The organism is Streptomyces sp. SID13726, assembly GCF_010548375.1.
Taxonomy (GTDB): Bacteria; Actinomycetota; Actinomycetes; order Streptomycetales; family Streptomycetaceae; genus Streptomyces.
The window spans coordinates 1-26,211 of sequence record NZ_JAAGLY010000031.1 but is presented as its reverse complement, the minus strand read 5'-3'; the positions used below and the strand labels follow the sequence as shown (position 1 = coordinate 26,211).

The following is a 26,211-nucleotide window of genomic DNA, read 5'->3' as shown; positions in this document are numbered from 1 at the left end:
GAAGACTTCGAAGCAGTACGTGTACGAGGAGGCCCGCTAGACATGGCTCGGCGATACGACACCAACGACGCGACCGACCGCACGACCGGTCTGCGCGAAGCCGCGTCCGCCGTCCGCCGTGGCGAGCTCGTGGTCCTCCCGACCGACACGGTCTACGGCATCGGCGCCGACGCGTTCTCCTCGGAGGCCGTCCAGGACCTCCTGGAGGCCAAGGGCCGGGGCCGCAACATGCCCACCCCCGTGCTGATCGGCTCCCCGAACACCCTCCACGGTCTCGTCACGGACTTCTCCGAGCTGGCCTGGGAACTGGTCGACGCGTTCTGGCCGGGCGCGCTCACGCTCGTCGCCAAGCACCAGCCGTCCCTCCAGTGGGACCTGGGCGACACCCGGGGCACGGTCGCCGTGCGCATGCCGCTGCACCCCGTCGCGCTCGAACTGCTCACCGAGGTCGGCCCGATGGCCGTGTCGTCGGCGAACCTGACCGGGCACCCGTCGCCGGAGGACTGCGACGCCGCCCAGGAGATGCTCGGCGACTCGGTCTCCGTGTACCTCGACGGCGGTCCGACCCCGGGCATCGTGCCGTCCTCGATCGTCGACGTCACCCGTGAGGTGCCGCTGCTGCTGCGCGAGGGCGCGATCACCGCCGACGAGCTCAGGAAGGTCGTACCCGACCTCGAGGTGGCGAATTGACGGCCCCTGACGCGGGGCGTGGCATATGGGACGGGGAAGTGACACGGACCTTCACGGGTCTCCCGCGTGACAGCTTCCGCATCCTCCACGTCAGCACCGGCAACGTGTGCCGCTCGCCGATCACCGAGCGGCTGACCCGGCATGCCCTGGCGGACCGGCTGGGCGACCCGCTGTGGGGCGGCCTCGTCGTGGAGAGCGCGGGGACCTGGGGCCACGAGGGCGCGCCCATGGAGGCCAACGCGGAGACCGTGCTGGCCGACTTCGGCGCGGACGCCACCGGGTTCATGGGCCGGGAGCTGCTGGACGAACACGTGATCATGGCGGACCTGGTCCTGACGGCCACCCGCGACCATCGCCAGCAGGTCATCTCCATGGGCCACTCGGCGGGCCTGCGCACCTTCACCCTGAAGGAGTTCACCCGCCTGGTGAAGGCGATAGACCCGGCGACCCTGCCCCCGCTGGAGGACGGCCTGATCATCCGGGCCAGGGCCCTGGTCCGCGCCGCGGCGGCTCTACGCGGGTGGCTCCTGGCCCCCACCGCCGAGGCCGACGAGGTCTTCGACCCCTACGGCGCCCCCCTGACCTTCTTCCGCTCGATCGGCGACGAGATAAACGAGGCGCTGGACCCGGTGGTCACCGCTCTCACAGGTGTAGCTGCAAGGGCGTAACGACCGAGCACCCCACCGGCCCCGGGCCTACATTGGGTGTACGTCATCGTCGACGCCCCGGAGTCCACCATGTCGGTCACCCACGCGCCCCAGAGCGCCGACGTCCTGCGGCGGCAGGACCCCGAGCTGGCGGAGATCCTGCTGGGGGAGCTCCTGCGGCAGTCGTCGACGCTCCAGCTGATCGCGGCCGAGAACTTCTGCTCACCCGCCGTGCTGGCCGCCCTCGGCTCCCCGCTCGCCAACAAGTACGCCGAGGGCTATCCGGGCGCCCGGCACCACGGCGGCTGCGAGATCGTCGACGTCGCCGAGCGGCTCGCGGTGGACCGCGCCAAGGCCCTGTTCGGCGCCGAGCACGCCAACGTACAGGCGCACTCCGGCTCCTCCGCCGTCCTCGCCGCCTACGCGGCCCTGCTGCGCCCCGGCGACACCGTCCTCGCCCTCGGCCTGCCCTACGGCGGCCACCTCACCCACGGCTCGCCCGCCAACTTCTCCGGCCGCTGGTTCGACTTCGTCCCCTACGGCGTCGACGCCGAGACCGGGCTCATCGACCACGACCAGGTGCGCACGCTGGCCCGCAGCCACCGGCCCAAGGCGATCGTGTGCGGCTCCATCGCCTACCCCCGCCACATCGACCACGCCTTCTTCAGGGAGGTGGCGGACGAGGTGGGCGCGTATCTCATCGCGGATGCCGCCCACCCCATCGGGCTCGTCGCCGGGGGAGCGGCGCCCAGCCCGGTGCCGTACGCCGACGTCGTCTGCGCCACCACGCACAAGGTGCTGCGCGGCCCCCGCGGCGGCATGATCCTGTGCGGCGCGGAGCTGGCCGAGCGGATCGACCGCGCGGTCTTCCCGTTCACCCAGGGCGGCGCCCAGATGCACACCGTCGCGGCGAAGGCGGTCGCGTTCGGCGAGGCGGCGGCACCGGCCTTCACCGCGTACGCCCATCAGGTGGTCGCCAACGCGAAGGTGCTGGCCGCCGGGCTGGCCGGGGAGGGGTTCGTCGTCACCACCGGCGGCACCGACACCCACCTCGTCACGGTCGACCCCGCGCCCCTCGGCGTCGACGGACGCACCGCGCGCGGACGGCTCGCGGCCGCCGGAATGGTCCTCGACTGCTGTGCGCTGCCGCACACGGAGACCCGCGGCCTGCGCCTGGGCACGGCCGCCGTCACCACCCAGGGCATGACCGAGGAGCAGATGGCGAGGATCGCCGCCCTGCTCGCAGGGGTGATCCGCGGTGAGGCGGAGACCACGAAGGCTCGTGAAGAAGTACGGGATCTCGTCGGCGGATTTCCGCCGTATCCGGCCTGAGCGGGGGTAGTCGCACCAGGGTGCACAGCCACACGTGCAACCATCGGCTCTACCCGGAAGTCCACAACCATATGCGAGCGTCGCTAGGGTGTGGTGCTGAGATGGCCAGCGAGACCTGTGGGGAAGCCCGTGCGTGAATACCTGCTGACGCTCTGCATCACGGCCGCGGTGACGTATCTGCTGACAGGGCCGGTACGGAAGTTCGCGATCGTGGCCGGAGCGATGCCGGAGATCCGGGCCCGTGACGTGCACCGGGAACCGACTCCGCGACTCGGCGGGATCGCCATGTTCTTCGGACTGTGCGCGGGCCTTCTGGTCGCCGACCACCTGACGAACCTCAGCGAGGTCTTCGAGAAGTCGAACGAACCTCGCGCGCTGCTGTCCGGCGCCGCCCTGATCTGGCTGATCGGTGTCCTGGACGACAAGTTCGAGATCGACGCCCTGATCAAGCTGGGCGGGCAGATGATCGCCGCCGGCGTGATGGTCATGCAGGGTCTGACGATCCTGTGGCTGCCCATCCCGAGCGTCGGCTCGGTCGCGCTGACCCAGTGGCAGGGCACCCTGCTGACGGTGGCGCTCGTCGTCATCACCATCAACGCGGTGAACTTCGTCGACGGCCTCGACGGTCTCGCGGCCGGCATGGTGGGCATCGCGGCGGCGGCGTTCTTCCTGTACGCCTACCGGATCTGGTACTCGTACGGCATCGAGGCGGCGGCTCCGGCCACGCTGTTCTCGGCGATCCTGATGGGCATGTGCCTGGGCTTCCTGCCGCACAACATGCACCCGGCGCGGATCTTCATGGGCGACTCCGGCTCGATGCTCATCGGCCTGGTGCTGGCCGCGGGCGCGATCTCCATCACCGGGCAGATCGACCCGGACGCGCTGAAGCTGTTCGCCGGGTCCGAGAAGGCGGCCGTGCACCAGACGGTCCCGGTCTACATCCCGCTGCTGCTGCCGCTGACGATCATCGCGGTGCCGGCCGCCGACCTGATCCTGGCGATCGTGCGCCGCACCTGGCGCGGCCAGTCGCCGTTCGCCGCCGACCGGGGCCATCTGCACCACCGGCTCCTGGAGGTCGGGCACTCGCACAGCCGGGCCGTGTGGATCATGTACTTCTGGGCCGCGCTGATCGCCTTCGGCTCGCTCGCGTACTCCGTGAACTCCGCGTCCATGTGGATCGTGCTCGGCGTGGTGATCCTCAGCGCGATCGGGCTCGTCCTGCTCCTGCTGCCGCGCTTCACTCCGCGGGCGCCGATGTGGGCTCAGCGGTTTGTGCCGCCGCGGTATCGGCGGCGACGGCCCGTGCTCGCGGGACCCATGGAGCCGGCGGAGGCCGAGCAGCGCACCCCGGTCGCGGTCGGGGTGGCCGGGGTCAACGGCGCGACCGCTCTGGGCGCTCGTTCGCGCGTCCCGGAGAGGCGCAAAGCCGAAACGTCGCGCTGACGTCCAAGGTAAGAATCTGACTAAAGCATTGCCAACGCGTGGGACTCTGCCGAGGCGTCAAAGCGCCCTAATACCAGACAAGTCGACCGTGATTCTGCACAGACGCGCACCTTCACTCTCATGTGTGACAGCAGGCACACCTTCTAGGTAAAGACCGCATCAAATAGTTTGTGATACGGTTCACGAGAACCCGGGACAGAGCCGAAGGACCGTAGTGCGACGGTCCATTGGCGTGAGGGTCACTCTCATCCCGGGACTACGCTCGTCCATGACGACACACCCCCCCTTTGAAAGCGGAGTTGCCGCCATGCCGTCCAACGACGTCCGGATCCTGGCTCAGGCCGCCGTGCCCACGGCTGCCGTCGGCGCGATCGCCGCCGTCGTCAGTGGTGTGGTGGTCGGTGGCAAGGGCGCGATCGGGGCGGGTGTGGCGACGCTGATCGTCGTCCTCTTCATGGGAATCGGCCTCTACGTCCTGCAGCGCACTGCCAAATCGCTTCCGCACCTCTTCCAGGCGATGGGCCTGATGCTCTACGCGGCTCAGATCCTGCTGCTGTTCGTCTTCGTCGCGGCCTTCAAGAACACGACGTTGTTCCACCCCAAGGCTTTCGCTCTCACGCTGGTCGTCGGCACCCTCACGTGGATCGCCGCACAGACCCGCGCCCACATGAAGTCCAAGATCCTCTACGTCGAACCCGATTCGGGCACCAAGTCCGAAAAAACGGGGCACTCGTCGTGAGAGGTAGGGCCGGGATAAATGCGACTGAGAGACCCTGCTATCGTCCGGTGCCAACTGCGGCATCGCGGGCGCGGGCATCCGAGCTGACGCCTGCTCGAACGCGAGGCGTGATGCCCCCCAGCCGCCCCCACATCCGTTACACCAGTCCCGTGCCGAACCGCGGCCTGATGCCGCGCCGACACAACGAGGTTGCCGTACCTATGCGCCACGACGAAGGAGCCCGCGGTGAGTGCTGACCCGACGCAGACGCTCGCTTTCGACACGAGCTGTCACCTGTTCGACGGGTGTGGCTTCCCGGCTCCGGGCCTGCACTCGTTCATGTTCGAGCCCCTGTGGGGCGACGCCGACGGCAACGGCCTCTACTTCAACAAGCCGATGCTGCTGGCCCTGCTCGGCTCGGTCATCATCGTGGGCTTCTTCTGGGCCGCGTTCGCCCGCCCGAAGGTCGTGCCCGGCAAGCTCCAGATGGTCGCCGAGGCCGGCTACGACTTCATCCGCCGAGGCATCGTCTACGAGACCATCGGCAAGAAGGAAGGCGAGAAGTACGTACCGCTCGCCGTCACGCTGTTCTTCTTCATCTGGGTGATGAACCTCTGGTCGATCATCCCCGTCGCCCAGTTCCCGGTGACGTCGATCATCGCCTACCCGGCCGTCCTGGCCGCGCTCGTGTACATCACGTGGGTCTCGCTGACCTTCAAGCGGCACGGATTCGTCGGCGCCTTCAAGAACTTCACCGGCTACGACAAGTCGCTCGGCCCGGTGCTCCCGCTGGCGATGACCATCGAGTTCTTCTCGAACCTGATCGTCCGTCCGTTCACGCACGCGGTGCGACTCTTCGCGAACATGTTCGCCGGTCACACCCTGCTGCTGCTCTTCACGATCGCCAGCTGGTACATGCTGAACGGCATCGGCATCGCGTACTCCGCCGTCTCGTTCGTGATGGTCATCATCATGACGGCCTTCGAGCTCTTCATCCAGGCAGTGCAGGCGTACGTCTTCGTCCTCCTGACCTGCACCTTCATCCAGGGCGCGCTCGCCGAGCACCACTGAGCACCGCCCAGCCACCCCCTAGAGACATCCGGTGGCCAACCCCCACCGGTCACTGTAAAGAGAAGGAAGAACCGGCATGTCCGCTCTCCAGACCCTCGCTGCGGTCGAAGGCAACCTCGGCTCCATCGGTTACGGCCTCGCCGCGATCGGCCCGGGCGTCGGCGTCGGCATCATCTTCGGTAACGGTACGCAGGCTCTCGCCCGCCAGCCCGAGGCTGCCGGCCTCATCCGCGCCAACCAGATCCTCGGCTTCGCCTTCTGTGAGGCGCTCGCCCTCATCGGTCTGGTCATGCCGTTCGTCTACTAAGACGAACCCTGACGACCGACCCCGACGAAAGGCATTGATGTGAACACCGCCCTGGTTTTCCTGGCGGCTGAGGGTGAGAAGGAGAATCCCCTCATTCCGCCGTGGCCGGAGCTCGTCATCGGCCTGATCGCCTTCGTCATCGTCTTCGGCTTCCTTGCCAAGAAGCTCCTCCCGACCATCAACAAGGTTCTGGAAGAGCGTCGCGAGGCCATCGAGGGCGGTATCGAGAAGGCCGAGGCCGCCCAGACCGAGGCCCAGAGCGTCCTTGAGCAGTACAAGGCCCAGCTCGCCGAGGCCCGGCACGAGGCCGCGCGGCTGCGCCAGGAGGCGCAGGAGCAGGGCGCCACGCTCATCGCCGAGATGCGCGCGGAAGGCCAGCGGCAGCGCGAGGAGATCGTCGCCGCCGGGCACGCGCAGATCGAGGCGGACCGCAAGGCCGCTTCCTCCGCGCTGCGCCAGGACGTCGGCAAGCTCGCCACCGACCTGGCCGGCAAGCTCGTCGGCGAGTCCCTCGAGGACCACGCCCGGCAGAGCCGCGTGATCGACCGCTTCCTTGAGGACCTTGAGGAGAAGGCCGAGGCCGCGCGATGAACGGAGCGAGCCGCGAGGCCCTGGCAGCCGCACGCGAGCGTCTCGACGCGCTGACGGACAACACGTCCGTGGACGCCGGCTCGCTCGCCGACGAGCTGGCCGCCGTCACCGCGCTGCTCGACCGCGAGGTGTCGCTGCGTCGGGTCCTGACCGACCCGGCGCAGGCCGGCGAGGCCAAGGCCGAACTGGCCCAGCGCCTGATCGGCACGCAGGTCAGCGGTTCCGCCGCGGACCTCGTCGCCGGCACGGTGCGCTCCCGCTGGTCGCAGTCGCGCGACCTGGTGGACGCGCTGGAGGAGCTGGCCAACGTCGCCGACCTCACCTCCGCACAGCAGCGGGGCAAGCTCGACAACGTCGAGGACGAGCTCTTCCGGTTCGGCCGGATCGTCTCCTCGAACACCGAGCTGCGCGCCGCGCTGACCAACCGCACCGCGACCGGCTCCGCCAAGCGCGAGCTGCTCGGCAGCCTGCTCGGCGGCCGTGCCGACGCCACCACCGAGCGTCTGGTGACGCGCCTTGTGGCCGCGCCGCGGGGACGTAGCCTGGAGTCGGGCCTCGAGTCCCTGTCCAAGCTCGCCGCCGAGCGCCGGGACCGCACGGTGGCCGTCGTCACCTCGGCGGTTCCGCTGAGCGACCGGCAGAAGCAGCGCCTGGGCGATGCCCTGGCGAAGCTCTACGGCCGCCGGATGCACCTCAACCTCGACGTGGACCCCGAGGTCCTCGGCGGGATCCGGGTGCAGGTCGGTGACGAGGTCATCAACGGCTCCATCGCGGACCGTATCGAGGACGCCGGCCGCCGCGTGGCGGGCTAGCAGCAACTTCATAGCAGTACGTATCTGACGACGGCCCTGGTTGGGCCGTACATGAAGAATCCTGGGGGTCGCCCCCAGACCCCCAAAGTGAAACTTCGGGCCCAACAAGGAGAGCAGGGAACCCAGATGGCGGAGCTCACGATCCGGCCGGAGGAGATCCGGGACGCGCTGGAGAACTTCGTCCAGTCGTACAAGCCGGACGCGGCCTCGCGCGAGGAGGTCGGTACGGTCACCCTTGCCGGCGACGGCATCGCGAAGGTCGAGGGTCTGCCCTCGGCCATGGCCAACGAACTGCTGAAGTTCGAGGACGGCACCCTCGGCCTCGCGCTCAACCTCGAAGAGCGTGAGATCGGTGCCGTCGTCCTCGGCGAGTTCAGCGGCGTCGAGGAGGGCCAGCCGGTCACCCGCACCGGTGAGGTCCTCTCCGTGGCCGTCGGCGAGGGCTACCTCGGCCGCGTCGTCGACCCGCTCGGCAACCCGATCGACGGCCTCGGCGAGATCGAGACCACCGGTCGCCGTGCCCTTGAGCTGCAGGCTCCGGGCGTCATGGCCCGTAAGTCGGTGCACGAGCCGATGGAGACCGGCTACAAGGCCGTCGACGCGATGACCCCGATCGGCCGTGGCCAGCGTCAGCTGATCATCGGTGACCGCCAGACGGGCAAGACCGCCCTGGCCGTCGACACGATCATCAACCAGCGCGACAACTGGCGCTCGGGCGACGTGAACAAGCAGGTCCGCTGCATCTACGTCGCCATCGGTCAGAAGGGCTCCACCATCGCCTCGGTGCGCGGTGCCCTCGAAGAGGCCGGCGCGCTGGAGTACACGACCATCGTCGCCGCCCCGGCGTCCGACCCGGCCGGCTTCAAGTACCTGGCGCCGTACACCGGTTCGGCCATCGGCCAGGAGTGGATGTACGAGGGCAAGCACGTCCTCATCATCTTCGACGACCTCTCGAAGCAGGCCGACGCCTACCGCGCCGTGTCCCTGCTGCTGCGCCGTCCGCCGGGCCGTGAGGCCTACCCGGGTGACGTCTTCTACCTGCACTCCCGTCTGCTGGAGCGCTGCGCGAAGCTCTCCGACGAGATGGGCAAGGGCTCGATGACCGGTCTGCCGATCGTCGAGACCAAGGCCAACGACGTCTCGGCGTTCATCCCGACCAACGTCATCTCCATCACCGACGGCCAGTGCTTCCTGGAGTCGGACCTCTTCAACGCCGGTCAGCGCCCCGCGCTGAACGTCGGTATCTCCGTCTCCCGAGTCGGTGGTTCCGCGCAGCACAAGGCGATGAAGCAGGTGTCCGGCCGACTGCGTCTGGACCTCGCCCAGTTCCGTGAGCTGGAGGCGTTCGCCGCCTTCGGTTCCGACCTGGACGCGGCGTCGAAGTCGCAGCTGGAGCGCGGCCAGCGCATGGTCGAGCTGCTCAAGCAGGCCCAGTACCAGCCGATGCCGACCGAGGACCAGGTCGTCTCCGTGTGGGCCGGTACCACCGGCAAGATGGACGACGTCCCGGTCAACGACATCCGCCGCTTCGAGAAGGAGCTGCTCGAGTACCTGCACCGCAAGGAGCAGGGCCTCATGACCTCCATCAAGGAGGGCGGCAAGATGTCGGACGACACCCTCACCGCTGTTGCCGACGCGATCGCCGACTTCAAGAAGCAGTTCGAGACCTCGGACGGCAAGCTTCTCGGCGAGGACGCCCCGGCCGCCGCCAAGTGACGTAAGGAAGGGACCTGACTCATGGGAGCCCAGCTCCGGGTCTACAAGCGTCGCATCCGATCCGTCACCGCGACCAAGAAGATCACCAAGGCGATGGAGATGATCGCCGCCTCGCGTGTCGTCAAGGCGCAGCGCAAGGTGGCGGCCTCCGCGCCCTACGCGACCGAGCTCACCCGCGCGGTCACGGCGGTCGGCACCGGCTCGAACACCAAGCACCCGCTGACCACGCAGGCCGACACGGTCGTGCGGTCCGCGGTGCTGCTCCTGACGAGCGACCGCGGTCTGGCCGGCGCCTTCAACTCCAACGCCATCAAGGCCGCGGAGCAGTTGACGGCGCGGCTGGAGCGCGAGGGCCAGGAGGTCGACGTCTACATCGTCGGCCGCCGTGGTGTCGCGCACTACAACTTCCGTGAGCGCAAGATCGCGGAGTCGTGGAGCGGCTTCACCGACGAGCCCACGTACGCGGACGCCAAGAAGGTCGCGGGCCCGCTGATCGAGGCCATCGAGAAGGACACGGCCGAGGGTGGTGTGGACGAACTCCACATCGTCTTCACCGAGTTCGTCTCGATGATGACGCAGACGGCGCTCGACGACCGTCTGCTCCCGCTCAGCCTCGAAGAGGTGGCGAAGGAAGCAGCCCCCAAGGGCGAGATCCTTCCGCTCTACGACTTCGAGCCCTCGGCGGAGGACGTCCTCGACGCCCTTCTGCCGCGCTATGTGGAGAGCCGTATCTACAACGCGCTGCTCCAGTCGGCCGCTTCGAAGCACGCCGCCACGCGGCGCGCGATGAAGTCGGCGACCGACAACGCGGGTGAGCTGATCAACACGCTCTCCCGGCTTGCCAACGCGGCCCGCCAGGCCGAAATCACCCAGGAAATCAGCGAGATCGTCGGTGGCGCGAGTGCTCTCGCCGACGCGACCGCGGGGAGTGACCGCTAATGACCACCACTGTTGAGACCGCGACGGCCACGGGCCGCGTCGCCCGGGTCATCGGCCCGGTCGTCGACGTGGAGTTCCCCGTCGACGCGATGCCGGACATCTACAACGCCCTTCACGTCGAGGTGGCCGACCCGGCCAAGGACGGCGAGAAGAAGACGCTGACCCTGGAGGTCGCCCAGCACCTGGGTGACGGCCTGGTCCGCACCATCTCCATGCAGCCCACCGACGGTCTGGTCCGCCAGGCCCCGGTGACCGACACCGGTGCCTCCATCACCGTCCCGGTCGGCGACTTCACCAAGGGCAAGGTGTTCAACACCCTCGGCGAGGTCCTGAACGTCGACGAGCAGTACGACGGCGAGCGCTGGGGCATCCACCGCAAGGCCCCGAACTTCGACGAGCTCGAGTCGAAGACCGAGATGTTCGAGACCGGCGTCAAGGTCATCGACCTTCTCACCCCGTACGTCAAGGGTGGAAAGATCGGCCTGTTCGGCGGTGCCGGCGTCGGCAAGACGGTGCTCATCCAGGAGATGATCTACCGCGTCGCCAACAACCACGACGGTGTCTCCGTGTTCGCCGGTGTCGGTGAGCGCACCCGTGAGGGCAACGACCTCATCGAGGAGATGTCGGACTCGGGCGTCATCGACAAGACCGCCCTGGTCTTCGGCCAGATGGACGAGCCCCCGGGCACCCGTCTGCGCGTGGCCCTCGCAGGTCTGACCATGGCGGAGTACTTCCGCGATGTGCAGAAGCAGGACGTGCTGTTCTTCATCGACAACATCTTCCGCTTCACGCAGGCCGGTTCCGAGGTCTCGACCCTGCTCGGCCGTATGCCCTCCGCGGTGGGCTACCAGCCGAACCTGGCCGACGAGATGGGTCTCCTCCAGGAGCGCATCACCTCGACCCGTGGTCACTCGATCACCTCGATGCAGGCGATCTACGTCCCCGCGGACGACCTGACCGACCCGGCCCCGGCCACCACCTTCGCCCACCTCGACGCGACGACGGTTCTGTCCCGTCCGATCTCCGAGAAGGGCATCTACCCGGCCGTGGACCCGCTGGACTCCACGTCCCGGATCCTGGACCCCCGCTACATCGCGGCGGACCACTACGAGACGGCGATGCGCGTCAAGGGGATCCTCCAGAAGTACAAGGACCTCCAGGACATCATCGCGATCCTCGGCATCGACGAGCTCAGCGAGGAGGACAAGCTGGTCGTCCAGCGTGCCCGCCGCGTCGAGCGCTTCCTGTCCCAGAACACCCACGTCGCCAAGCAGTTCACCGGCGTGGACGGTTCGGACGTGCCGCTGGACGAGTCGATCTCCGCGTTCAACTCGATCTGCGACGGCGAGTTCGACCACTTCCCGGAGCAGGCGTTCTTCCTGTGCGGTGGCATCGAGGACCTCAAGGCCAACGCCAAGGAGCTGGGCGTCTCCTGAGCATCGCGCTCGTCTGAGGGGGCGGGGCACGTCCCGCCCCCTCTTTTCTGCCTACTAGACTTGTAACCAACACCCGGCCGAACCGCCGGGTGGTGACCCGAGGAGCCACCTTGGCTGCTGAGCTGCACGTCGCGCTGGTCGCGGCCGACCGAGAGGTCTGGTCGGGCCAGGCCACCCTGGTCGTCGCGCGCACCACGTCCGGCGACATCGGCGTCATGCCCGGTCACCAGCCGCTGCTCGGTGTGCTGGAGTCGGGCCCGGTGACCATCCGTACGAGTGAGGGTGGAACAGTCGTCGCCGCGGTGCACGGCGGTTTCATCTCGTTCGCGGACAACAAGCTGTCGCTGCTGGCCGAGATCGCCGAGCTGTCGGACGAGATCGACGTCCAGCGCGCGGAGCGTGAGCTGGAGCGTGCCAAGGCGGAGGGCGACGCCTCCGCCGAGCGCCGCGCCGACGTACGACTGCGTGCGGCGGCGGCGCGCTGAAACAGCACGCCACGCGATGACGTCCCTCAGCCGCGGCTGGGACCGGAGCGATCCGGTGCCGGTCGCGGCTGAGGCAGATCTGGATGTTTTTTCCGTTCCGTTACCTATCGAAGGTACCTAGGAGACGAGGAGGTCGGTGTCGATGGTCCTCGCTCTGACTGTGTGCGGAATCGTCGTGGCCCTGGTGGTGCTGGGGCTGTTCGTCTTCGGCCTGCGCCGCAGACTCATCCAACGCTCCGGCGGCACCTTCGACTGTTCACTGCGCTGGGACGTCCCGGAGAAGGCCGACACCAGCGGAAAAGGCTGGAGCTACGGCGTCGCCCGCTACAACGGCGACCGTGTCGAGTGGTACCGCGTCTTCTCCTACGCCTATCGCCCGCGCCGGGTCCTGGAGCGCGCCGCGATCGAGGTGGCCGGCCGCCGTCTCCCCGAGGGCGAGGAGGAACTGGCGCTGCTGTCGGACGCGATCATCCTCACCTGCCTCCACCGGGGCACGCGTCTCGAACTCGCCATGAGCGAAGACGCGCTGACCGGTTTCCTCGCGTGGCTTGAGGCAGCCCCGCCCGGTCAGCGCGTCAATGTCGCCTAGCTGTTTCGGCTGATTCCCTTACGACAGCCCGCCGTTGATGGCGCTCACCAGCTCGCCATTGCTCGTGTCACCGCTGAACTCCCAGAAGAACGCCCCGCCCAGGCCCTGGTTCTTGGCCCAGCTCATCTTCCCGGCGATGGTCGCGGGGGTGTCGTAGGACCACCAGTTGTTGCCGCAGTAGGCGTACGCCGTGCCCGCGATCGTGCCGGTGGTGGGGCAGGAGTTCTTGAGGACCTTGTAGTCCTCGATGCCCGCCTCGTAGGTGCCGGGTGCCGCGCCCGTCGCCGTGCCGCCGGGGGCGGCCTGGGTGACTCCGGTCCAGCCGCGGCCGTAGAAGCCGATGCCGAGCAGCAGCTTCTTCGAGGCCACGCCCTTCGACTTCAGCTTGGCGATGGCGTCGGCGGAGTTGAAGCCCGCCTGCGGGATGCCGGCGTACGACGTCAGCGGCGAGTGCGGGGCGGTCGGGCCCTGCGCGTTGAAGGCGCCGAAGTAGTCGTACGTCATCACGTTGTACCAGTCGACGTACTGGGAGGCGCCGCCGTAGTCGGCCGCGTCGATCTTGCCGCCGGAGGAGCCGTCGGCGGTGATGGCCGCGGTGACCAGGTAGTTGGAGCCGAACTCCGAACGCAGGGCCCCCATCAGGTTCTTGAAGGCGGCGGCCCCGCTGGTGTCACAGGTCAGACCGCAGGCGTTCGGGTACTCCCAGTCGATGTCGATGCCGTCGAAGACATCGGCCCAGCGCGGGTCCTCCACGACCGCCTTGCAGGACTTGGCGAAGGCGGCCGGGTTGGCCGCGGCCTGTGCGAAGCCGCCCGAGTAGGTCCAGCCGCCGAAGGAGTAGAGCACCTTGATGTTCGGGTACTTGGCCTTCAGCTGGCGCAGCTGGTTGAAGTTGCCGCGCAGCGGCTGGTCCCAGGTGTCGGCGGTGCCGGAGACGGACTGGTCGGCGGTGTACGCCTTGTCGTAGGCGGCGTAGGTGTCGTCGACGGTGCACTGACCGTTCTTGACGTTGCCGAACGCGTAGTTGATGTGCGTGATCTTCGAGGCGGAGCCCGAGGTCACCAGGTTCTTGACGTGGTAGTTGCGGCCGTAGACGCCCCACTCGGTGAAGTAGCCGAGCTTGACCTTGTCCCCGGTGGGGGGTTCCGTGGTGCCGCCGGTGGTGCGCACGGCGACCGCGCCGCCGGCCGGTCCGGTCTGGTCGGCGGTGTCACGGGCCTGCACGGTGTACGAGTAGTCGGTGCCCGCGGTCAGCCCGGTGTCCGTGTACGAAGTGGTCGTCACGGTGGCCACCTTGGCACCGTCGCGCAGCACGTCGTAGTTCTTGACGCCCTTGTCGTCGGTGGCGGCGCTCCAGGTCAGCTTCACCGAGGTGTCGGTGACGGCGGAGGCGGTGGGGGTGCCGGGGGCGGACGGGGCCGCGTCGCCCGGGGTGGAGCCGCCGTCGCAACTGCCGCCGTTCAGCTTGCAGTTGGCGGGGGAGCCGCTGCCTGCGCCGTTGAAGCCGAAGGAGACGGAGGCGCCGGGGGCGAGGGTGCCGTTCCAGGACTTGTTCCTGGCGGTCCAGTGGGTGCCGGAGGAGGTGACGTCGGCGTCCCAGGCGGAGGTGACAGAGGTGCCGGAGGGGAAGTCCCACTCGACGGTCCAGGAACTGAGGCTGGTGGTACCGGTGTTCTTCACCGTCCACTTGCCTTCGAAGCCGGTGCCCCAGTCCTGGGTCTTGGCGTAGGTGGCGGTGGCGCCAGCGGAATCCGCCGCGGCCTGGGTGGGGCTCGCGAGGCCGACCAGTCCGGCGAAGGGGAGCAACAGCGTCGCGAGTCCTGCCGCGGCTCTGTGTCTGAAGCGCATCGTGCGCCTCCTCGGGGAGTTGGGGGCGTGACTGAGCCTTCACGCCCACGGTGCCGCGAGAATAGAAAGGTCTGGACCACGGGTCAATAGGTCTGGACCACTCTGGTGCCGGATGCTTCTCAAACCCCCAACTCCTGCGCGAGCACCGCCGCTTGGACCCGGCTGCGCAGCTCCAGCTTCCCCAGCAACCGGCTGACGTGCGTCTTCACCGTCGCCTCCGCCATGTCGAGGCGGAGTGCGATGTCCGCGTTGGACAGCCCCTCGCCGAGACAGGAGAGCACCTCGCGCTCCCGGCGGGTGAGCGTGTCGAGGACGGCCGGGTCGGCGCTCGGCTCGCGCACCGGCTTGGCGGCGAACTCGGCGATCAGCCGCCGGGTGACGGCCGGTGCGATGAGCCCCTCGCCCCGCGCCACCGTGCGCACGGCGTCGATCAGGTCCCTGGCCTCGGTGTTCTTCAGCAGGAACCCGGCGGCCCCCGCCCTGAGCGCCCCGAACACGTACTCGTCGAGGTCGAAGGTGGTCAGCACCAGGACGTCCGCGAGCCCCTCCTCGACGACCCTCCGGGTCGCCGACACCCCGTCCAGGCGCGGCATCTGAATGTCCATCAGCACCAGGTCGGGCCTCAACTCCCGGGCCCGCTCCACCGCTTGCTCACCGTCCGCCGCCTCACCGACCACCTCGATGCCGGCCGCGCTGCGCAGGATCAGCACGAGCCCGGCGCGCACGGCGGACTGGTCCTCGGCGACCAGGACACGGATCATTCGGGGACTCCTTCACCCAGGGGCAGGGCGGCGCGCACGGTCCAGTGCGCCCCGTCGGGACCGGCGTCGAAGGTGCCGCCGAGCAGCGCGGCCCGCTCCCGCATCCCGACCAGCCCGGAGCCCGAACCGGGGGCGCGGGGCCCGTCCCGGTGGCCGTACGGACTGCTCACCCGCACGTCGAGGACCGAGTCGCGGCGGGCCAGGGACACCGTGACCCGGCCGGGACAGGCGTGCTTGAGGGCGTTGGTCAGCGACTCCTGGACGATCCGGTAGGCGGCGAGCTCCACCGGCGCGGGCACCTCCACGCGCTCGGCGTCCAGCGCGATGTCCAGCCCGTTGGCGCGGGCGCCTTCGACCAGGGCGGCCAGGCCGTCGAGGGTGGGCACGGCGGAGGGCTCCCGCTCACCCTCGCCGTCGCGGAGGATGCCGATCAGCCGGCGCATCTCGGCGAGCCCCTCGACGCTGTTCTCCCGGATGACGCCCAGGGCCTCGCGGGAGGTCGAGGGATCGTCGATGGACAGCGCGGCCGTGGAGTGGATGGCGATCGCCGAGAGGTGATTGGCGACCATGTCGTGCAACTCCCTTGCCATCCTGGCGCGTTCGGCGACCACGGCCTGGGTGCGGTCCATCTCCGCGAGCAGCGCGGTCTGTTCGGCACGCAGCCGGGCGGCCTCGGCGGCGTCCCGGTGGTTGCGCACGATCCAGCCGGTGGCGGCGGGCCCGTACGCCACGACCCCGACGACCACGCCGATCAGCAGCGCCTCCGGCTTCCGCCACACCGCGAACGGCACCAGCGTGCCGGCCACCGTCAGCAGCCCGGTGATCCACTGGATGCGGCGGGCCGAGGCGAGCGGGCCGTACAGCACGGCCGCGTAGACGACGTCGGTGAACATCAGGACCGTGGCCAGACTGCCCTGGGTCACGAGGTCGGCGCAGATCGCGGCGGTGCCGGTGAGCAGGGCCGCGCGGGGCGCCGTACGGCGCAGCAGCTCGCAGCCGGCCAGCACGGTGAGCGGCACGAGGACCGGCCAGGGGCCGTCGAAGAGCGTGATCGGGTCGCTGGACGGGCGGGTCCCCAGGCCGATGGCCACCAGCAGCAGGCCGCCGAGCAGCCCGCCGGCCGCGAGGTACAGGTCGAAACGGTGCGGGCGGGGGAGGGCCATGACTCCATCCAACACGGTGACCGCGCGCCGCGCCTGATGCCGGGGGACGGTCGTGGACTGCATCTTTCGATGTACCGCGCTTTCGTCACCGCCGACGACGAAAGGGGCGGATCCCACCGCGAGCCTGGAAGGGTGAGCGAAGGGAGCGTGTCGTGGTCGTCGGACTGATCATCGCCTGTGAGGTGGCCTTCTGGGTGCTGCTGGCCCTGGGTCTGGCCGTCCGTTACCTGCTGAAGTGGCGCCGCACCAGCGTGGCGATCCTGCTGTGCGAGCCGGTGCTGGAGCTCGTGCTGTTCGCGGTGACGGCGGTCGACCTGCGCAACGGCGCCGAGCCGAGCTGGGAGCACGGCCTGGCGGCGCTGTACATCGGCTACACCGTGGCCTTCGGCCACTACACGATCCGCTGGCTGGACGGTCACGCCGCCCACCGGCTGGCCGGCGGCCCGCCCCCGCCGAAGCCGCCCCGCTACGGCCGCGCCCGCGCCGCGCACGAGGGCAGGCTGTGGCTGCGGGCGGTGTACGGGGGAGCGGTGGCCGCGGGCCTCCTCCAGCTCGCCGTCTGGTACGTCGGCGACGGGGACGTCAGCTCGCTGCGGTCCTTCCAGTGGACGGCCCTGCGCGCGGTCGGCATCTACGGCCTGATCGCCCTGTCGTACACGATCTGGCCGAAGAAGCCGCCGACAACGGAAAAGGCCTCAGCGCTCCCCGCCGGGAACCCAGAGCACGTCCCCGACACCCTTGTTGGCCGTCCGGGCAAGAATGAACAGCAGGTCCGATAGCCGGTTGAGGTAGGTCGCGGTCAGCGGGTTCATGGTGTCGGCGTGGGCTTCCAGGGCGGCCCAGGTCGAGCGTTCGGCGCGGCGTACGACCGTGCAGGCCTGGTGGAGGAGGGCCGCGCCCGGGGTGCCGCCGGGGAGGATGAAGGAGCGGAGTTTCTCCAGCCGCTCGTTGAAGCGGTCGCAGTCCGCCTCCAGCTTGTCGACGTAGAACTGCTCGACCCGCAGCGGCGGGAACTCCGGCTTCTCGGCCACCGGCGTGGACAGGTCGGCGCCGACGTCGAACAGGTCGTTCTGCACCCGGGTGAGGACCTTGACGACGTCCTCCTCCAGACCGCCCAGCGCGATCGCCGTACCGATCACCGCGTTCGCCTCGTTGGCGTCCGCGTATGCGGAGATCCGCAGATCGGTCTTGGCGACCCGGCTCATGTCACCGAGGTTGGTGGTGCCCTTGTCGCCGGTTTTCGTGTAGATGCGCGTCAGATTGACCATGGGGTCAGCGTAATGACGGCATGAGGACGTTGAGCGATAAGGTGCTCAACTACGCCGTACGAGACCACTCGTGACGACCGCCGGTGTGATGTCCGTCAGATGAGACGTGACGCGCGTTACTAACCGGTCACACAGCTCTTCACGAGCGCTAGGGTCCGCCGAAGAGGCAACGTAAACAGGGCGTAAGGCGTTTCAAAGGGGAGTCGCAACAGTGGCACGGAAGCTAGCCGTCATCGGCGCCGGCTTGATGGGTTCCGGCATCGCCCAGGTCTCCGCCCAGGCGGGCTGGGACGTGGTCCTGAGGGACGTCACCGACGAGGCGCTGAAGCGCGGCACCGACGGTATCAAGGCTTCGTACGACAAGTTCGTGAGCAAGGGGAAGCTGGAGGCGCACGACGCCGACGCCGCCCTCGCCCGGATCACCGCGACCACCGATCTGGACGCCGCCGCGGACGCCGACGTCGTCGTCGAGGCGGTCTTCGAGAAGCTTGAGGTCAAGCACGAGATCTTCCGCGCGCTCGACAAGATCGTGCGCCCGGACGCCGTGCTCGCCTCCAACACCTCCGCGATCCCGATCACCAAGATCGCGGCGGCCACCGAGCACCCCGAGCGGGTCGTCGGCGTGCACTTCTTCTCGCCGGTGCCGATGATGCAGCTCGTCGAGCTGGTCCGCGGCTACAAGACGAGCGACGAAACCCTCGCCACCGCGCGGGAGTTCGCCGAGTCGGTCGGCAAGACCTGCATCGTCGTCAACCGCGACGTCGCCGGGTTCGTGACGACCCGTCTCATCTCGGCGCTCGTCGTCGAGGCGACCAAGCTGTACGAGTCGGGGGTCGCGAGCGCCGAGGACATCGACCTCGCCTGCAAGCTGGGCTTCGGCCACGCGATGGGCCCGCTGGCCACGGCGGACCTCACCGGCGTCGACATCCTGCTGCACGCCACCGGCAACATCTACACCGAGTCCCAGGACGAGAAGTTCGCCCCGCCGGAGCTGATGCGCCGGATGGTGGACGCCGGTGACATCGGACGCAAGAGCGGGCAAGGCTTCTACACCTACTGAAACCGCTCATGTTCCTCGGGTGTCACCCCGAGGGGTGAATTCGGTATCGGTTTGCTTACAGACGGCAACCTCACCGTCGCTCAACCAGTCAGACGATGCACAACCGCACTCACGGGGAGCGCATATGTACATCAGGGGCGACCACGTCGAGCTGGTCGTCGGGGGCCGCCTCGACGTCCGCAGCGCGGCGGACGCCCGTACGGTCCTGCACTCGGCCGTCGACGACGGAGCCGGCGACCTGGTGCTCGACCTGTCCGAGCTGGATTCCTGGGACGCCACCGGCCTCGGGGTCATCATGGGGGCGCACCGCAGGGCAGGCCGCTGCGGCCGCCGCCTGGTGCTGCGCGACGTACCGCCGCAGATGCAGCGCCTCCTGGTCGCCACCCGGCTGCACCGGATCCTGGCCATCGAGGGCGGTATCGGCGTGGAGTCGCTGCCCCGCGTCTGATCCGGGCCGCCGAGGCCGAGCGCGTGTCGTGCGCAATCCTCACGAGACTGTGACGTCTCGGACGGCGCGGTACCCCGGGCTGTCGTAGATACTGTGCGAAGGTTTAGGGTTCGGTCGCCCGCTGCCAACATCCCTTCCAGCGGGCCCGGACCAGAAGCGACAGCGCTGTGTGCAGCAGGTCGGGAGGGGCCTGGGTCCTGTGGGACCCACCGCACACGAGACGCTTTTGGGGGGCTTGACCTATGGACCCGAACAACCGGGGACCCGAGGAGTACGGCCATGACGGCGACACCGGTTCGCCCCGTCAGCGCCCGCCCAGGGACTCCCTCACGTCCGACTTCGGCCAGCACTCGCCCGCGCTCGCCCGCACCGTGCAGCTCGTCGCGGGTGACTTCCTGCTCACCGTCAACCCGGTCGACGGCAGCGAGATAGAGGCCTGCCCGCCCGGTGAGCGGCCGGGGAGACCCGAGAAGTTCAGCGCCGCCGAACGCGCCGAGGTGGACCGCGCGGCCCGCCCGCCCGTTCCACCGGGACCCACCCGCACCGCCCTGCCCCTGCTGGCCCGCCAGGACGAGCGCGAGCGTCTCGTACGGCTGCTCGCCCGGGGCCGCTCGGTCCGCCTGACCGGCGCCGCCGGATCGGGCCGCACCAGCCTCCTCGACGTCGTCGCCGAGGACTGCTCGGACCTCGCCCCCGACGGCGTGGTCCGCCTCACCGGCTTCCACCGCACCGCGAGCGACCTGCTGTACGACCTCTACTACGCGGTCCACAACTCACCCCTGCACCGCCCCGACCGGGACGCGCTGCTCTCCTGCGTCCGGGACGTCGGCGCGGTCGTCGTCCTCGACGACATCGAGTTCGGCGGCGCGGCCCTGGACGAGCTGCTGGACGCCACCCCCGAGTGCGCGTTCGTGATCGGTGCCACCCCCGAGGTGCCCGCGCCCTCCGCCGACTCCGCCGTCGAGGAGGTCTTCCTCAGCGGCCTGGAGCGCGCCGACGGGCTCGAACTCCTGGAGCGTGCCGTCGGCCGGGTGCTGACGGAGGAGGAGTCGAACTGGGCGGGCGACCTCTGGTTCGAGTCCGAGGGCCTGCCGCTGCGGTTCGTCCAGGCCGGCGCCCTGCTCAGGCAGCGCGACCGGCAGCGGGCCGGGGCCGGTGCCGTCGACGAGTTCGGGGTCTTCGCGGACGCGGTCACGGCCGACGCGCCGCTGGTCCCCGACGAGGGCGAGGAGATACCGCTGCCCGCGCTCGGCGAGGCCGCCGCGCCCGCCCCGCTGCTCGCCTCCCGGCTCAGCGAGTCCGCGCGCGCCACCCTGCGGTTCGCCGTAGCCCTCGGCGGCGAGGTGCCCCACCAGGCGCACCTGCCCGCCCTGGTCGGCGACACCCACGCGGACGCCGCGCTCGGCGAACTCGCGGACTGCGGACTGGTCTCCCCGGTCGGCGCCCGTTACCGGCTCGCCGCCGGGGTCCTGACCCAGCTGGAGGCCGCGGGCTACGGCGACGACATCGAGCCCCGCGCCCTCGCCGCCGCCCAGCACTACGGCTGGTGGGCCGGACACCCCTCGGTCACCCCGGAGCGGGTGTGCGCCGAGGCGGACGCCCTGCTCGCCGCGCTCGGCGTCCTCGCCCCGGTCACCACCGCGCCCGCCGAGGGCGAGGAGAGCGCCACCGTGCAGCTGGCCCGCACGGCGGCACCCGCGTTCGCCGCTGGCGGTCACTGGGGCGCCTGGGAGCGCTCGCTGCGGGCCGGTGCGGAAGCCTCCCGGCTCGCCGGCGAGGTGTCCGAACAGGCCTACTTCCACCACGAACTCGGCATCCTCGCGCTCTGCGGCGAACAGCTCGACCGGGCCCGCGCCGAACTGGAGGCCTCCATCGGCCTGCGCGGCGCGCTCGCCGACAAGCGGGGCACCGTCGCCGGCCGCCGTGCCCTCGCCCTGGTCTCCGACCGGGACGGCACCGCGGGCGGACTCTCCGGACTGGCAGGGCTCGGCGCGACAGCGGGCGAGGAGGTGCCCGACGCCCGGTACGACGAGTCGGCCTCACCGCCCGGGGGCGTCCCCGCGGCCTTCCCGCCGCTCCAGCCGCCGGGCGACTCGCAGACCATCGTCGTCCACCGCACCCCGTCCGGCCCCGCGCCCTCGCGCAAGGCCCGGGGCGGGCTCAAGGGCCTCGCCAAGCGCAACCTCGTCGCGGCGGGCGCGGGCGCGCTGCTGGTCGCGGTGCTCGGCACGGTCGTGACCCTGGGCGCCACCTCCGACCACGACCCGGGAGACCCGTCCACCCAGGTCGGCGTGAACCCCTCGGCCAGCGTCGGCCTCGACGACGGCAACCTCGGCGCGGACGCTCCGCAGGACGGCGACGGCAAGGGCGACACGGGTACGGCAACCTCCCGGCCGACCGATCCGGGGCCGGACGGGACGTACGGGACTTCGGACGATCCGACGCCTACGGGTGGGTCCAGGCCGTCCGACGATCCGAGTGGGACGAAGGGGACGGGGAGCACACCGAGTTCGCCGAAGCCGACGTCGCCCAAGCCCTCGTCGCCCAGGCCCTCGACACCGTCCACGCCGACGGACGAGCCGACCACGTCGGAACCGACCACCAGTGAGCCGACCACGTCGGAACCGACGACCAGTGAGCCGACCACGACCGAGCCCACCACGTCCGACTCGGCCAGCGGCCCCGCCTCCACCACCCCGGTGGAGACCACCACCGTGAGTTCGCCGAGCAGTTCGCAACAGGTCATCTGACACACCGCACGACAGCACGAGGGCCGGGTCCGTTCACACGGACCCGGCCCTCGTCGTCGTAGAAGCTGTAGAAGCCGTAGAAGAGGAACCGCGGTCAGAAGAGCCGCAGCTTGTCGTCCTCGATGCCCCGCAGCGCGTCGTAGTCCATGAGGTGGCAGCCGATGCCGCGGTCGGTGGCGAGGACGCGGGCCTGGGGCTTGATCTCCTGCGCGGCGAAGATGCCGCGGACCGGGGCGAGATGGGGGTCGCGGTTCAACAGGTCGAGATAGCGGGTGAGTTGCTCCACGCCGTCGATCTCGCCGCGCCGCTTGATCTCCACCGCGACGGTCTGGCCCTCGGCGTCCCGGCACAGGATGTCGACCGGGCCGATGGCCGTCATGTACTCGCGGCGGATCAACGTGTAGCCGTCGCCGAGGGTTTCGATGCGGTCGGCGAGCAGCTCCTGAAGGTGTGCTTCCACGCCGTCCTTGATCAGGCCCGGATCGACGCCCAGTTCGTGCGAGGAGTCGTGCAGAACCTCCTCCATCGTGATGATGAGCTTCTCGCCCGCCTTGTTGATGACGGTCCAGACGCCCTCCTCGTCGCCGGTCCCCTCCTTCAACGTGCAGGGCGGCGACATCCAGTTCAGAGGCTTGTAGGCGCGGTCGTCCGCGTGGATGGAGACGCTGCCGTCGGCCTTCACCAGGATCAGACGGGGGGCCGAGGGCAGGTGGGCGGTGAGCCGGCCCGCGTAGTCGACGGAACACCGGGCAATGACGAGACGCATGGTCGGCAACGCTACTCGACGGGCGCATGTCCACGCGATTCGGCCCGTAAGGCTGTGGAGGAAGCCTGTTCACTTGTGGCCGATTGTGGGCCTGTTGGGAGTGCCCTTTGTTCGCATTCTCCTGGTGCCGTCACGGTCCGTTGCCTACCGTAGTAAACGGGAGGTCGCGAGGCGTGTACTGAGAGTGTCCGGCAGCGCGAACTCCCTTTACCTGTCCGGCAACCCCTGAATGAAATCAGGGGTGCGAGAGGAGAACCCATGTCGCTCGACGTCTCACCGGCCCTACTCGAGAAGGCCGAGCGAGGCGAGGTCGACGAAGCCGAATTCGTCGACTGCGTCCGGACCTCCCTGCCCTATGCATGGGAGATGATCAGCTCCCTGGTGGCCCAGCTGAAGGTGGACGGCGGCAACTTCGCCGACAACCAGACGCCCCCGCCGGACGAGCAGGCACGCGGCCAGCTGCTGCGTGCGCTTGCGAGTGACGCGATACGCGGCGCGCTCCAGCGGCACTTCGGTGTGCGGCTGGCCTTCCAGAACTGCCACCGGGTGGCGGTGTTCCCGTTGGACTCCTCGGTCGACGAGACGCTCGTCCGCTTCACCTCGGTGCGCAGTCAGCTGCTGAACCAGTCTCCGGAGTTCCGGGACTGCTGAGGCGGCGCCGCTTGCTTGCCGCTCCGTACGCGGGAGGTGCATCAGTACCGGGGCGGCAAGCTCCCGCTGGACAGGGTTGTTCCCTTCAGGTCAGGTGCGGCAGCACTTCCGCGCCCAGCCGCCGTACGTTCTCCTCGGTGGCCGCCAGGTCTCCCGAACCCTCGACGAGCAGGGCGAAACGGGAGATGCCCGTCCGCTCACTGGTCGCCGCGAGCCGGTCGGCGGCGAGCCTCGGGGTGCCCACCGGGTGCAGTCCGCAGAGCAGTTCGGTGTACGCCACCGGGTCGCGCATCTGGCGGACCCGGCCGTCGACCGTGACATGGGCGCCGAGCCCCTGCCGCAGCCAGCCCGGCATCGCCTTCACCAGGGCCTCCACCGCGTCCGTGCGCCGGTCGGCGAGCTGGCAGACCCCGGCCGAGACGTGGGGCGCCTCCAGGACCTTCTGGGGCGTGTGTCCGGCGGCGCGCGCGTGCCTGCGCCACAGCGCCACCATCTCCGCCTTCTCCTCGTCCCCGACATGCATCCCGAGCAGCATCGCCAGCCCGCGCTCGGCGGCGAGCCGGACACTCGCCGGGGAGGTGCAGGCGACCACGACCTCGGGCCCCGCCGCCTCCGAGAGCGACTCCGAGGGCCGCGGCACGACGGGTACCTCACGGAACCGGAAGCGCTCGCCGTCCGCCCCGACGGAGGGCTCACGCAGCCAGCGCACCAGCAGATCGAGTGATTCCGGGAACCCCTTCTCGTACGCCTGGAGCCCCGAGCCGAACACCTCCAGGTCGACCCACGGCCCGCCGCGCCCCACGCCGAGCGAGAAGCGCCCGCCGCTCGTCATGTGCAGCAGCGCGGCCTGCTCGCCGAGGGCGACGGGGTGGACGGTGGGCAGCACGCTCACGGCGGTGCCGACGCGGATACGGCGGGTGCGGCCCAGCAGCAGGGCCGCGAGGGTGATCGCGGACGGGCAGGTGCCGTACGGCACGAAGTGGTGCTCCGCCAGCCAGACCGCGTCGAGTCCGGCCTCCTCCGCGACCTCGGCCGAGCGGACCGCGCGGTGCAGCGCCTCCCCCTGGCCCTGTCCCGGGAACTGGGCCGCCAACACGAATGTTCCAACGTGCATTGCTTTTCCTGCTTCCTTGGCTCCGACGCGGAGCTCCCCCACACGGCATAACCGTCTGACACGTGCCGAGGACACGGCCTGGCGGAGGGATTTGCCGATTGTCTTCAGAATGCGTCGTCCCGGAGGGGGACTTGTGGGGGTTGGTTCCCTACGCGTACCCAGCTTCGCGCCGCGTAGGCTGGACACGGTTCCTGCTTCCTGTATAGCCCCGTGAGGTGTCCTGTGTCCCCGCGTCGCAACCGACCCAAGGGTTCCGGTTCGTCGGACTCGGTCGGCCGGAGTGCCGAGGACGACCGGTCCGGCCGCTACGGCGGCTTCCAGTCCTCCACGAACTGGCAGGGCGAGGAGTGGAACGTCCGGCATGTGGCGGGGGCCAGCGCGCAGGGCAAGGCGTACCGCTGCCCGGGCTGCGACCAGATGATCCCGGACGGCGTCCCGCACGTGGTGGCGTGGCCGGACCACTCGGGCGTCGACGAGCGCCGGCACTGGCACAAGGCGTGCTGGAACGCACGGGACCGCCGCACCACGCGGGTGCAGCGGTCCCGTAACGCGCCGAAGTTCTGAGGGAGTTACACGTCCCGCTTCTCCAGCAGGGCGTAGGCGCCGGCGAACGCGGCGGCGGTCACGCCGATGATGATCCACAGCGGGTCCCAGCCCGAAGGGCCGGTCTCGGTGAGGGAGTTGGAGTAGAAGACGCTCAGCTGGTTCGGGATGGAGTACTCGAACAGCGCCTGGCGCAGGTTCTCCAGGGACTGCGAGAACATGAACAGCGCGATGACCAGCGGGGCCAGCACCACGCCGATCATGACGGTGATCGCGCCCGCCGAGTGCCGGATGATCGAGCCGATGATCAGCGAGAGCAGACCGAGCAGGGCGATGTAGAGCGAGATCCCGAGGGTGCCCTTCAGCCACTCCTGGCCGGTCGGGGTCCGGGCGCCGTCCAGCAGGGCCACGTCGGCGAAGGCGACGACGAGGACCGAGACCAGGGTGGTCACGAAGGCGACGGAGAAGAACACGATGGCCTTCGCCGCCAGCACGCGGCTGCGCGAGGGGCAGGCGACCATGGTGGTCCGGATCATGCCGGTGCCGTACTCGGAAGCGGTGGTCAGCACGCCGAGCGTGATGACGCACATGCTGCCGAGCAGCAGTCCGAAGAAGCCGAACGACAGCGGGTTCTCGCCCCGCATGCTCTCCTCGGAGGCGTTGGCCGCGACCAGCGCGGCGGCCCCGAGCCCGATCCCGACGACGAGCAGCACGAACACGCCCAGCGTCCAGATCGTCGACCTGACGGACCGGATCTTCGTCCACTCCGACGTGACGGCGTGCCCGAGGTGCGTGCGCACGACGGGGATCGGCGAGGTGTAGCCGGGGTGCGGCTGCCCACCCGGCGCCTGCCAGTTCGCGACGGCCGCGGCGGCCTGGGGCATCGGGGGCTGCGGGGTGCTCATCGGACGTCCTCGGACTGGGTCGGGGCGGATCCCTGCGGGGCGGCGGACGGCTGCGCCGGGGCAGCGCCGACCGGGGCGCCCTCGGGGGCCTGGGCGGCGGGCGGTGTGGTCCCGGGCGCGTGACCCGGGGCCTGAGCCGTCGGCCCGCTGCCAGGAGC

Annotated in this window: 27 protein-coding genes; 20 read left to right on the top strand and 7 right to left on the bottom strand. The window is 69.7% G+C overall.

The features are described 5' to 3' along the window. The first annotated feature begins 42 nt into the window (after positions 1 to 42). The 14 genes from G3I78_RS42110 to G3I78_RS42045 all read left to right on the top strand — a co-directional run bounded on the left by G3I78_RS42110 (position 43) and on the right by G3I78_RS42045 (position 12,776). On the top strand, positions 43 to 690 hold the full coding sequence (locus tag G3I78_RS42110; RefSeq protein ID WP_164434911.1) for an L-threonylcarbamoyladenylate synthase: 648 nt from the start codon (positions 43 to 45) through the stop codon (positions 688 to 690). Continuing rightward, entirely contained in the window at positions 687 to 1,358 is a 672-nt protein-coding gene (locus G3I78_RS42105; RefSeq protein WP_164434901.1) for a protein-tyrosine-phosphatase, read from the top strand. The genes G3I78_RS42110 and G3I78_RS42105 overlap by 4 nt, the downstream gene beginning before the upstream one ends. Before the next feature lie 69 nt (positions 1,359 to 1,427). Next, on the top strand, positions 1,428 to 2,669 hold the full coding sequence (gene glyA, locus G3I78_RS42100) for a serine hydroxymethyltransferase (RefSeq protein ID WP_164435005.1): 1,242 nt from the start codon (positions 1,428 to 1,430) through the stop codon (positions 2,667 to 2,669). Between the two features lie 129 nt (positions 2,670 to 2,798). Then, a complete protein-coding gene (locus G3I78_RS42095; protein WP_164434899.1) occupies positions 2,799 to 4,112 on the top strand; it encodes an MraY family glycosyltransferase in 1,314 nt (437 codons plus the stop codon). Positions 4,113 to 4,419: 307 nt separating this feature from the next. Next, positions 4,420 to 4,851 (top strand): hypothetical protein, encoded by a 432-nt coding sequence (locus G3I78_RS42090; protein ID WP_164434897.1) that lies wholly within the window; start codon positions 4,420 to 4,422, stop codon positions 4,849 to 4,851. A gap of 225 nt (positions 4,852 to 5,076) precedes the next feature. Then, on the top strand, positions 5,077 to 5,901 hold the full coding sequence (gene atpB / locus G3I78_RS42085; protein WP_164434895.1) for a F0F1 ATP synthase subunit A: 825 nt from the start codon (positions 5,077 to 5,079) through the stop codon (positions 5,899 to 5,901). 76 nt (positions 5,902 to 5,977) lie between these two features. After that, entirely contained in the window at positions 5,978 to 6,208 is a 231-nt protein-coding gene (gene atpE / locus G3I78_RS42080; protein WP_006381669.1) for an ATP synthase F0 subunit C, read from the top strand. A gap of 39 nt (positions 6,209 to 6,247) precedes the next feature. Continuing rightward, complete coding sequence (locus tag G3I78_RS42075) at positions 6,248 to 6,799, top strand: F0F1 ATP synthase subunit B (RefSeq protein WP_164434893.1); 552 nt, start codon at positions 6,248 to 6,250, stop codon at positions 6,797 to 6,799. Further along, complete coding sequence (locus G3I78_RS42070; RefSeq protein WP_164434890.1) at positions 6,796 to 7,611, top strand: F0F1 ATP synthase subunit delta; 816 nt, start codon at positions 6,796 to 6,798, stop codon at positions 7,609 to 7,611. The genes G3I78_RS42075 and G3I78_RS42070 overlap by 4 nt, the downstream gene beginning before the upstream one ends. Positions 7,612 to 7,737: 126 nt before the next feature. Then, positions 7,738 to 9,327, top strand: a complete 1,590-nt coding sequence (gene atpA / locus G3I78_RS42065; RefSeq protein ID WP_164434888.1) for a F0F1 ATP synthase subunit alpha — start codon at positions 7,738 to 7,740, stop codon at positions 9,325 to 9,327. Between the two features lie 21 nt (positions 9,328 to 9,348). Then, positions 9,349 to 10,266: a F0F1 ATP synthase subunit gamma gene (locus G3I78_RS42060; RefSeq protein ID WP_164434886.1), complete on the top strand. Its 918-nt coding sequence runs from the start codon at positions 9,349 to 9,351 to the stop codon at positions 10,264 to 10,266. Further along, positions 10,266 to 11,702, top strand: a complete 1,437-nt coding sequence (atpD, locus tag G3I78_RS42055; RefSeq protein WP_164434884.1) for a F0F1 ATP synthase subunit beta — start codon at positions 10,266 to 10,268, stop codon at positions 11,700 to 11,702. Before G3I78_RS42060 ends, atpD begins: the two co-directional genes overlap by 1 nt. A gap of 110 nt (positions 11,703 to 11,812) precedes the next feature. After that, a complete protein-coding gene (locus G3I78_RS42050) occupies positions 11,813 to 12,187 on the top strand; it encodes a F0F1 ATP synthase subunit epsilon (RefSeq protein ID WP_164434881.1) in 375 nt (124 codons plus the stop codon). A gap of 142 nt (positions 12,188 to 12,329) precedes the next feature. Next, positions 12,330 to 12,776 (top strand): DUF2550 domain-containing protein, encoded by a 447-nt coding sequence (locus G3I78_RS42045; RefSeq protein WP_164434879.1) that lies wholly within the window; start codon positions 12,330 to 12,332, stop codon positions 12,774 to 12,776. An 18-nt stretch (positions 12,777 to 12,794) separates the two neighbouring features. On the opposite strand, the gene G3I78_RS42040 is transcribed toward G3I78_RS42045, so the two are convergent. From G3I78_RS42040 to G3I78_RS42030, 3 genes are all read right to left on the bottom strand, one after another. Then, on the bottom strand, positions 12,795 to 14,624 hold the full coding sequence (locus G3I78_RS42040; RefSeq protein ID WP_164434877.1) for a glycoside hydrolase family 18 chitinase: 1,830 nt from the start codon (positions 14,622 to 14,624) through the stop codon (positions 12,795 to 12,797). Positions 14,625 to 14,743: 119 nt separating this feature from the next. After that, the gene (locus tag G3I78_RS42035; RefSeq protein ID WP_164434875.1) at positions 14,744 to 15,385 is read right to left on the bottom strand and encodes a response regulator transcription factor; all 642 of its coding nucleotides are present in this window, start codon (positions 15,383 to 15,385) and stop codon (positions 14,744 to 14,746) included. After that, positions 15,382 to 16,548 (bottom strand): histidine kinase, encoded by a 1,167-nt coding sequence (locus tag G3I78_RS42030; protein ID WP_239158372.1) that lies wholly within the window; start codon positions 16,546 to 16,548, stop codon positions 15,382 to 15,384. The genes G3I78_RS42035 and G3I78_RS42030 overlap by 4 nt, the downstream gene beginning before the upstream one ends. Before the next feature lie 152 nt (positions 16,549 to 16,700). Here G3I78_RS42030 and G3I78_RS42025 point away from each other — a divergent pair, with 152 nt between their 5' ends. Beyond that, the gene (locus G3I78_RS42025) at positions 16,701 to 17,327 is read left to right on the top strand and encodes a hypothetical protein (RefSeq protein WP_164434872.1); all 627 of its coding nucleotides are present in this window, start codon (positions 16,701 to 16,703) and stop codon (positions 17,325 to 17,327) included. On the opposite strand, the gene G3I78_RS42020 is transcribed toward G3I78_RS42025, so the two are convergent. Further along, a complete protein-coding gene (locus G3I78_RS42020) occupies positions 17,244 to 17,816 on the bottom strand; it encodes a cob(I)yrinic acid a,c-diamide adenosyltransferase (protein ID WP_164434870.1) in 573 nt (190 codons plus the stop codon). The two genes, G3I78_RS42025 and G3I78_RS42020, sit on opposite strands and share 84 nt — an antisense overlap. A 211-nt stretch (positions 17,817 to 18,027) precedes the next feature. Between G3I78_RS42020 and G3I78_RS42015 the strand changes: the two genes are divergently transcribed. The 3 genes from G3I78_RS42015 to G3I78_RS42005 all read left to right on the top strand — a co-directional run bounded on the left by G3I78_RS42015 (position 18,028) and on the right by G3I78_RS42005 (position 22,074). Then, on the top strand, positions 18,028 to 18,876 hold the full coding sequence (locus G3I78_RS42015; RefSeq protein WP_164434867.1) for a 3-hydroxyacyl-CoA dehydrogenase family protein: 849 nt from the start codon (positions 18,028 to 18,030) through the stop codon (positions 18,874 to 18,876). 124 nt (positions 18,877 to 19,000) lie between these two features. Beyond that, positions 19,001 to 19,324: an STAS domain-containing protein gene (locus G3I78_RS42010; protein ID WP_164434865.1), complete on the top strand. Its 324-nt coding sequence runs from the start codon at positions 19,001 to 19,003 to the stop codon at positions 19,322 to 19,324. A gap of 242 nt (positions 19,325 to 19,566) precedes the next feature. Next, positions 19,567 to 22,074 (top strand): ATP-binding protein, encoded by a 2,508-nt coding sequence (locus tag G3I78_RS42005; RefSeq protein ID WP_164434863.1) that lies wholly within the window; start codon positions 19,567 to 19,569, stop codon positions 22,072 to 22,074. Positions 22,075 to 22,168: 94 nt separating this feature from the next. Here the strand turns inward: G3I78_RS42005 and nucS are convergent, their stop codons facing one another. Continuing rightward, positions 22,169 to 22,840, bottom strand: a complete 672-nt coding sequence (nucS, locus tag G3I78_RS42000; protein WP_164434861.1) for an endonuclease NucS — start codon at positions 22,838 to 22,840, stop codon at positions 22,169 to 22,171. A gap of 258 nt (positions 22,841 to 23,098) precedes the next feature. Here nucS and G3I78_RS41995 point away from each other — a divergent pair, with 258 nt between their 5' ends. Further along, complete coding sequence (locus G3I78_RS41995; protein ID WP_007384741.1) at positions 23,099 to 23,491, top strand: SCO5389 family protein; 393 nt, start codon at positions 23,099 to 23,101, stop codon at positions 23,489 to 23,491. An 85-nt stretch (positions 23,492 to 23,576) separates the two neighbouring features. On the opposite strand, the gene G3I78_RS41990 is transcribed toward G3I78_RS41995, so the two are convergent. Then, complete coding sequence (locus G3I78_RS41990; RefSeq protein WP_164434859.1) at positions 23,577 to 24,605, bottom strand: LLM class flavin-dependent oxidoreductase; 1,029 nt, start codon at positions 24,603 to 24,605, stop codon at positions 23,577 to 23,579. Between the two features lie 222 nt (positions 24,606 to 24,827). Here G3I78_RS41990 and G3I78_RS41985 point away from each other — a divergent pair, with 222 nt between their 5' ends. Next, positions 24,828 to 25,169 (top strand): ATP/GTP-binding protein, encoded by a 342-nt coding sequence (locus tag G3I78_RS41985; RefSeq protein ID WP_164434857.1) that lies wholly within the window; start codon positions 24,828 to 24,830, stop codon positions 25,167 to 25,169. 5 nt (positions 25,170 to 25,174) lie between these two features. Here the strand turns inward: G3I78_RS41985 and G3I78_RS41980 are convergent, their stop codons facing one another. Continuing rightward, positions 25,175 to 26,053, bottom strand: a complete 879-nt coding sequence (locus tag G3I78_RS41980) for an ABC transporter permease subunit (RefSeq protein WP_164434855.1) — start codon at positions 26,051 to 26,053, stop codon at positions 25,175 to 25,177. Positions 26,054 to 26,211: the final 158 nt, after the last annotated feature.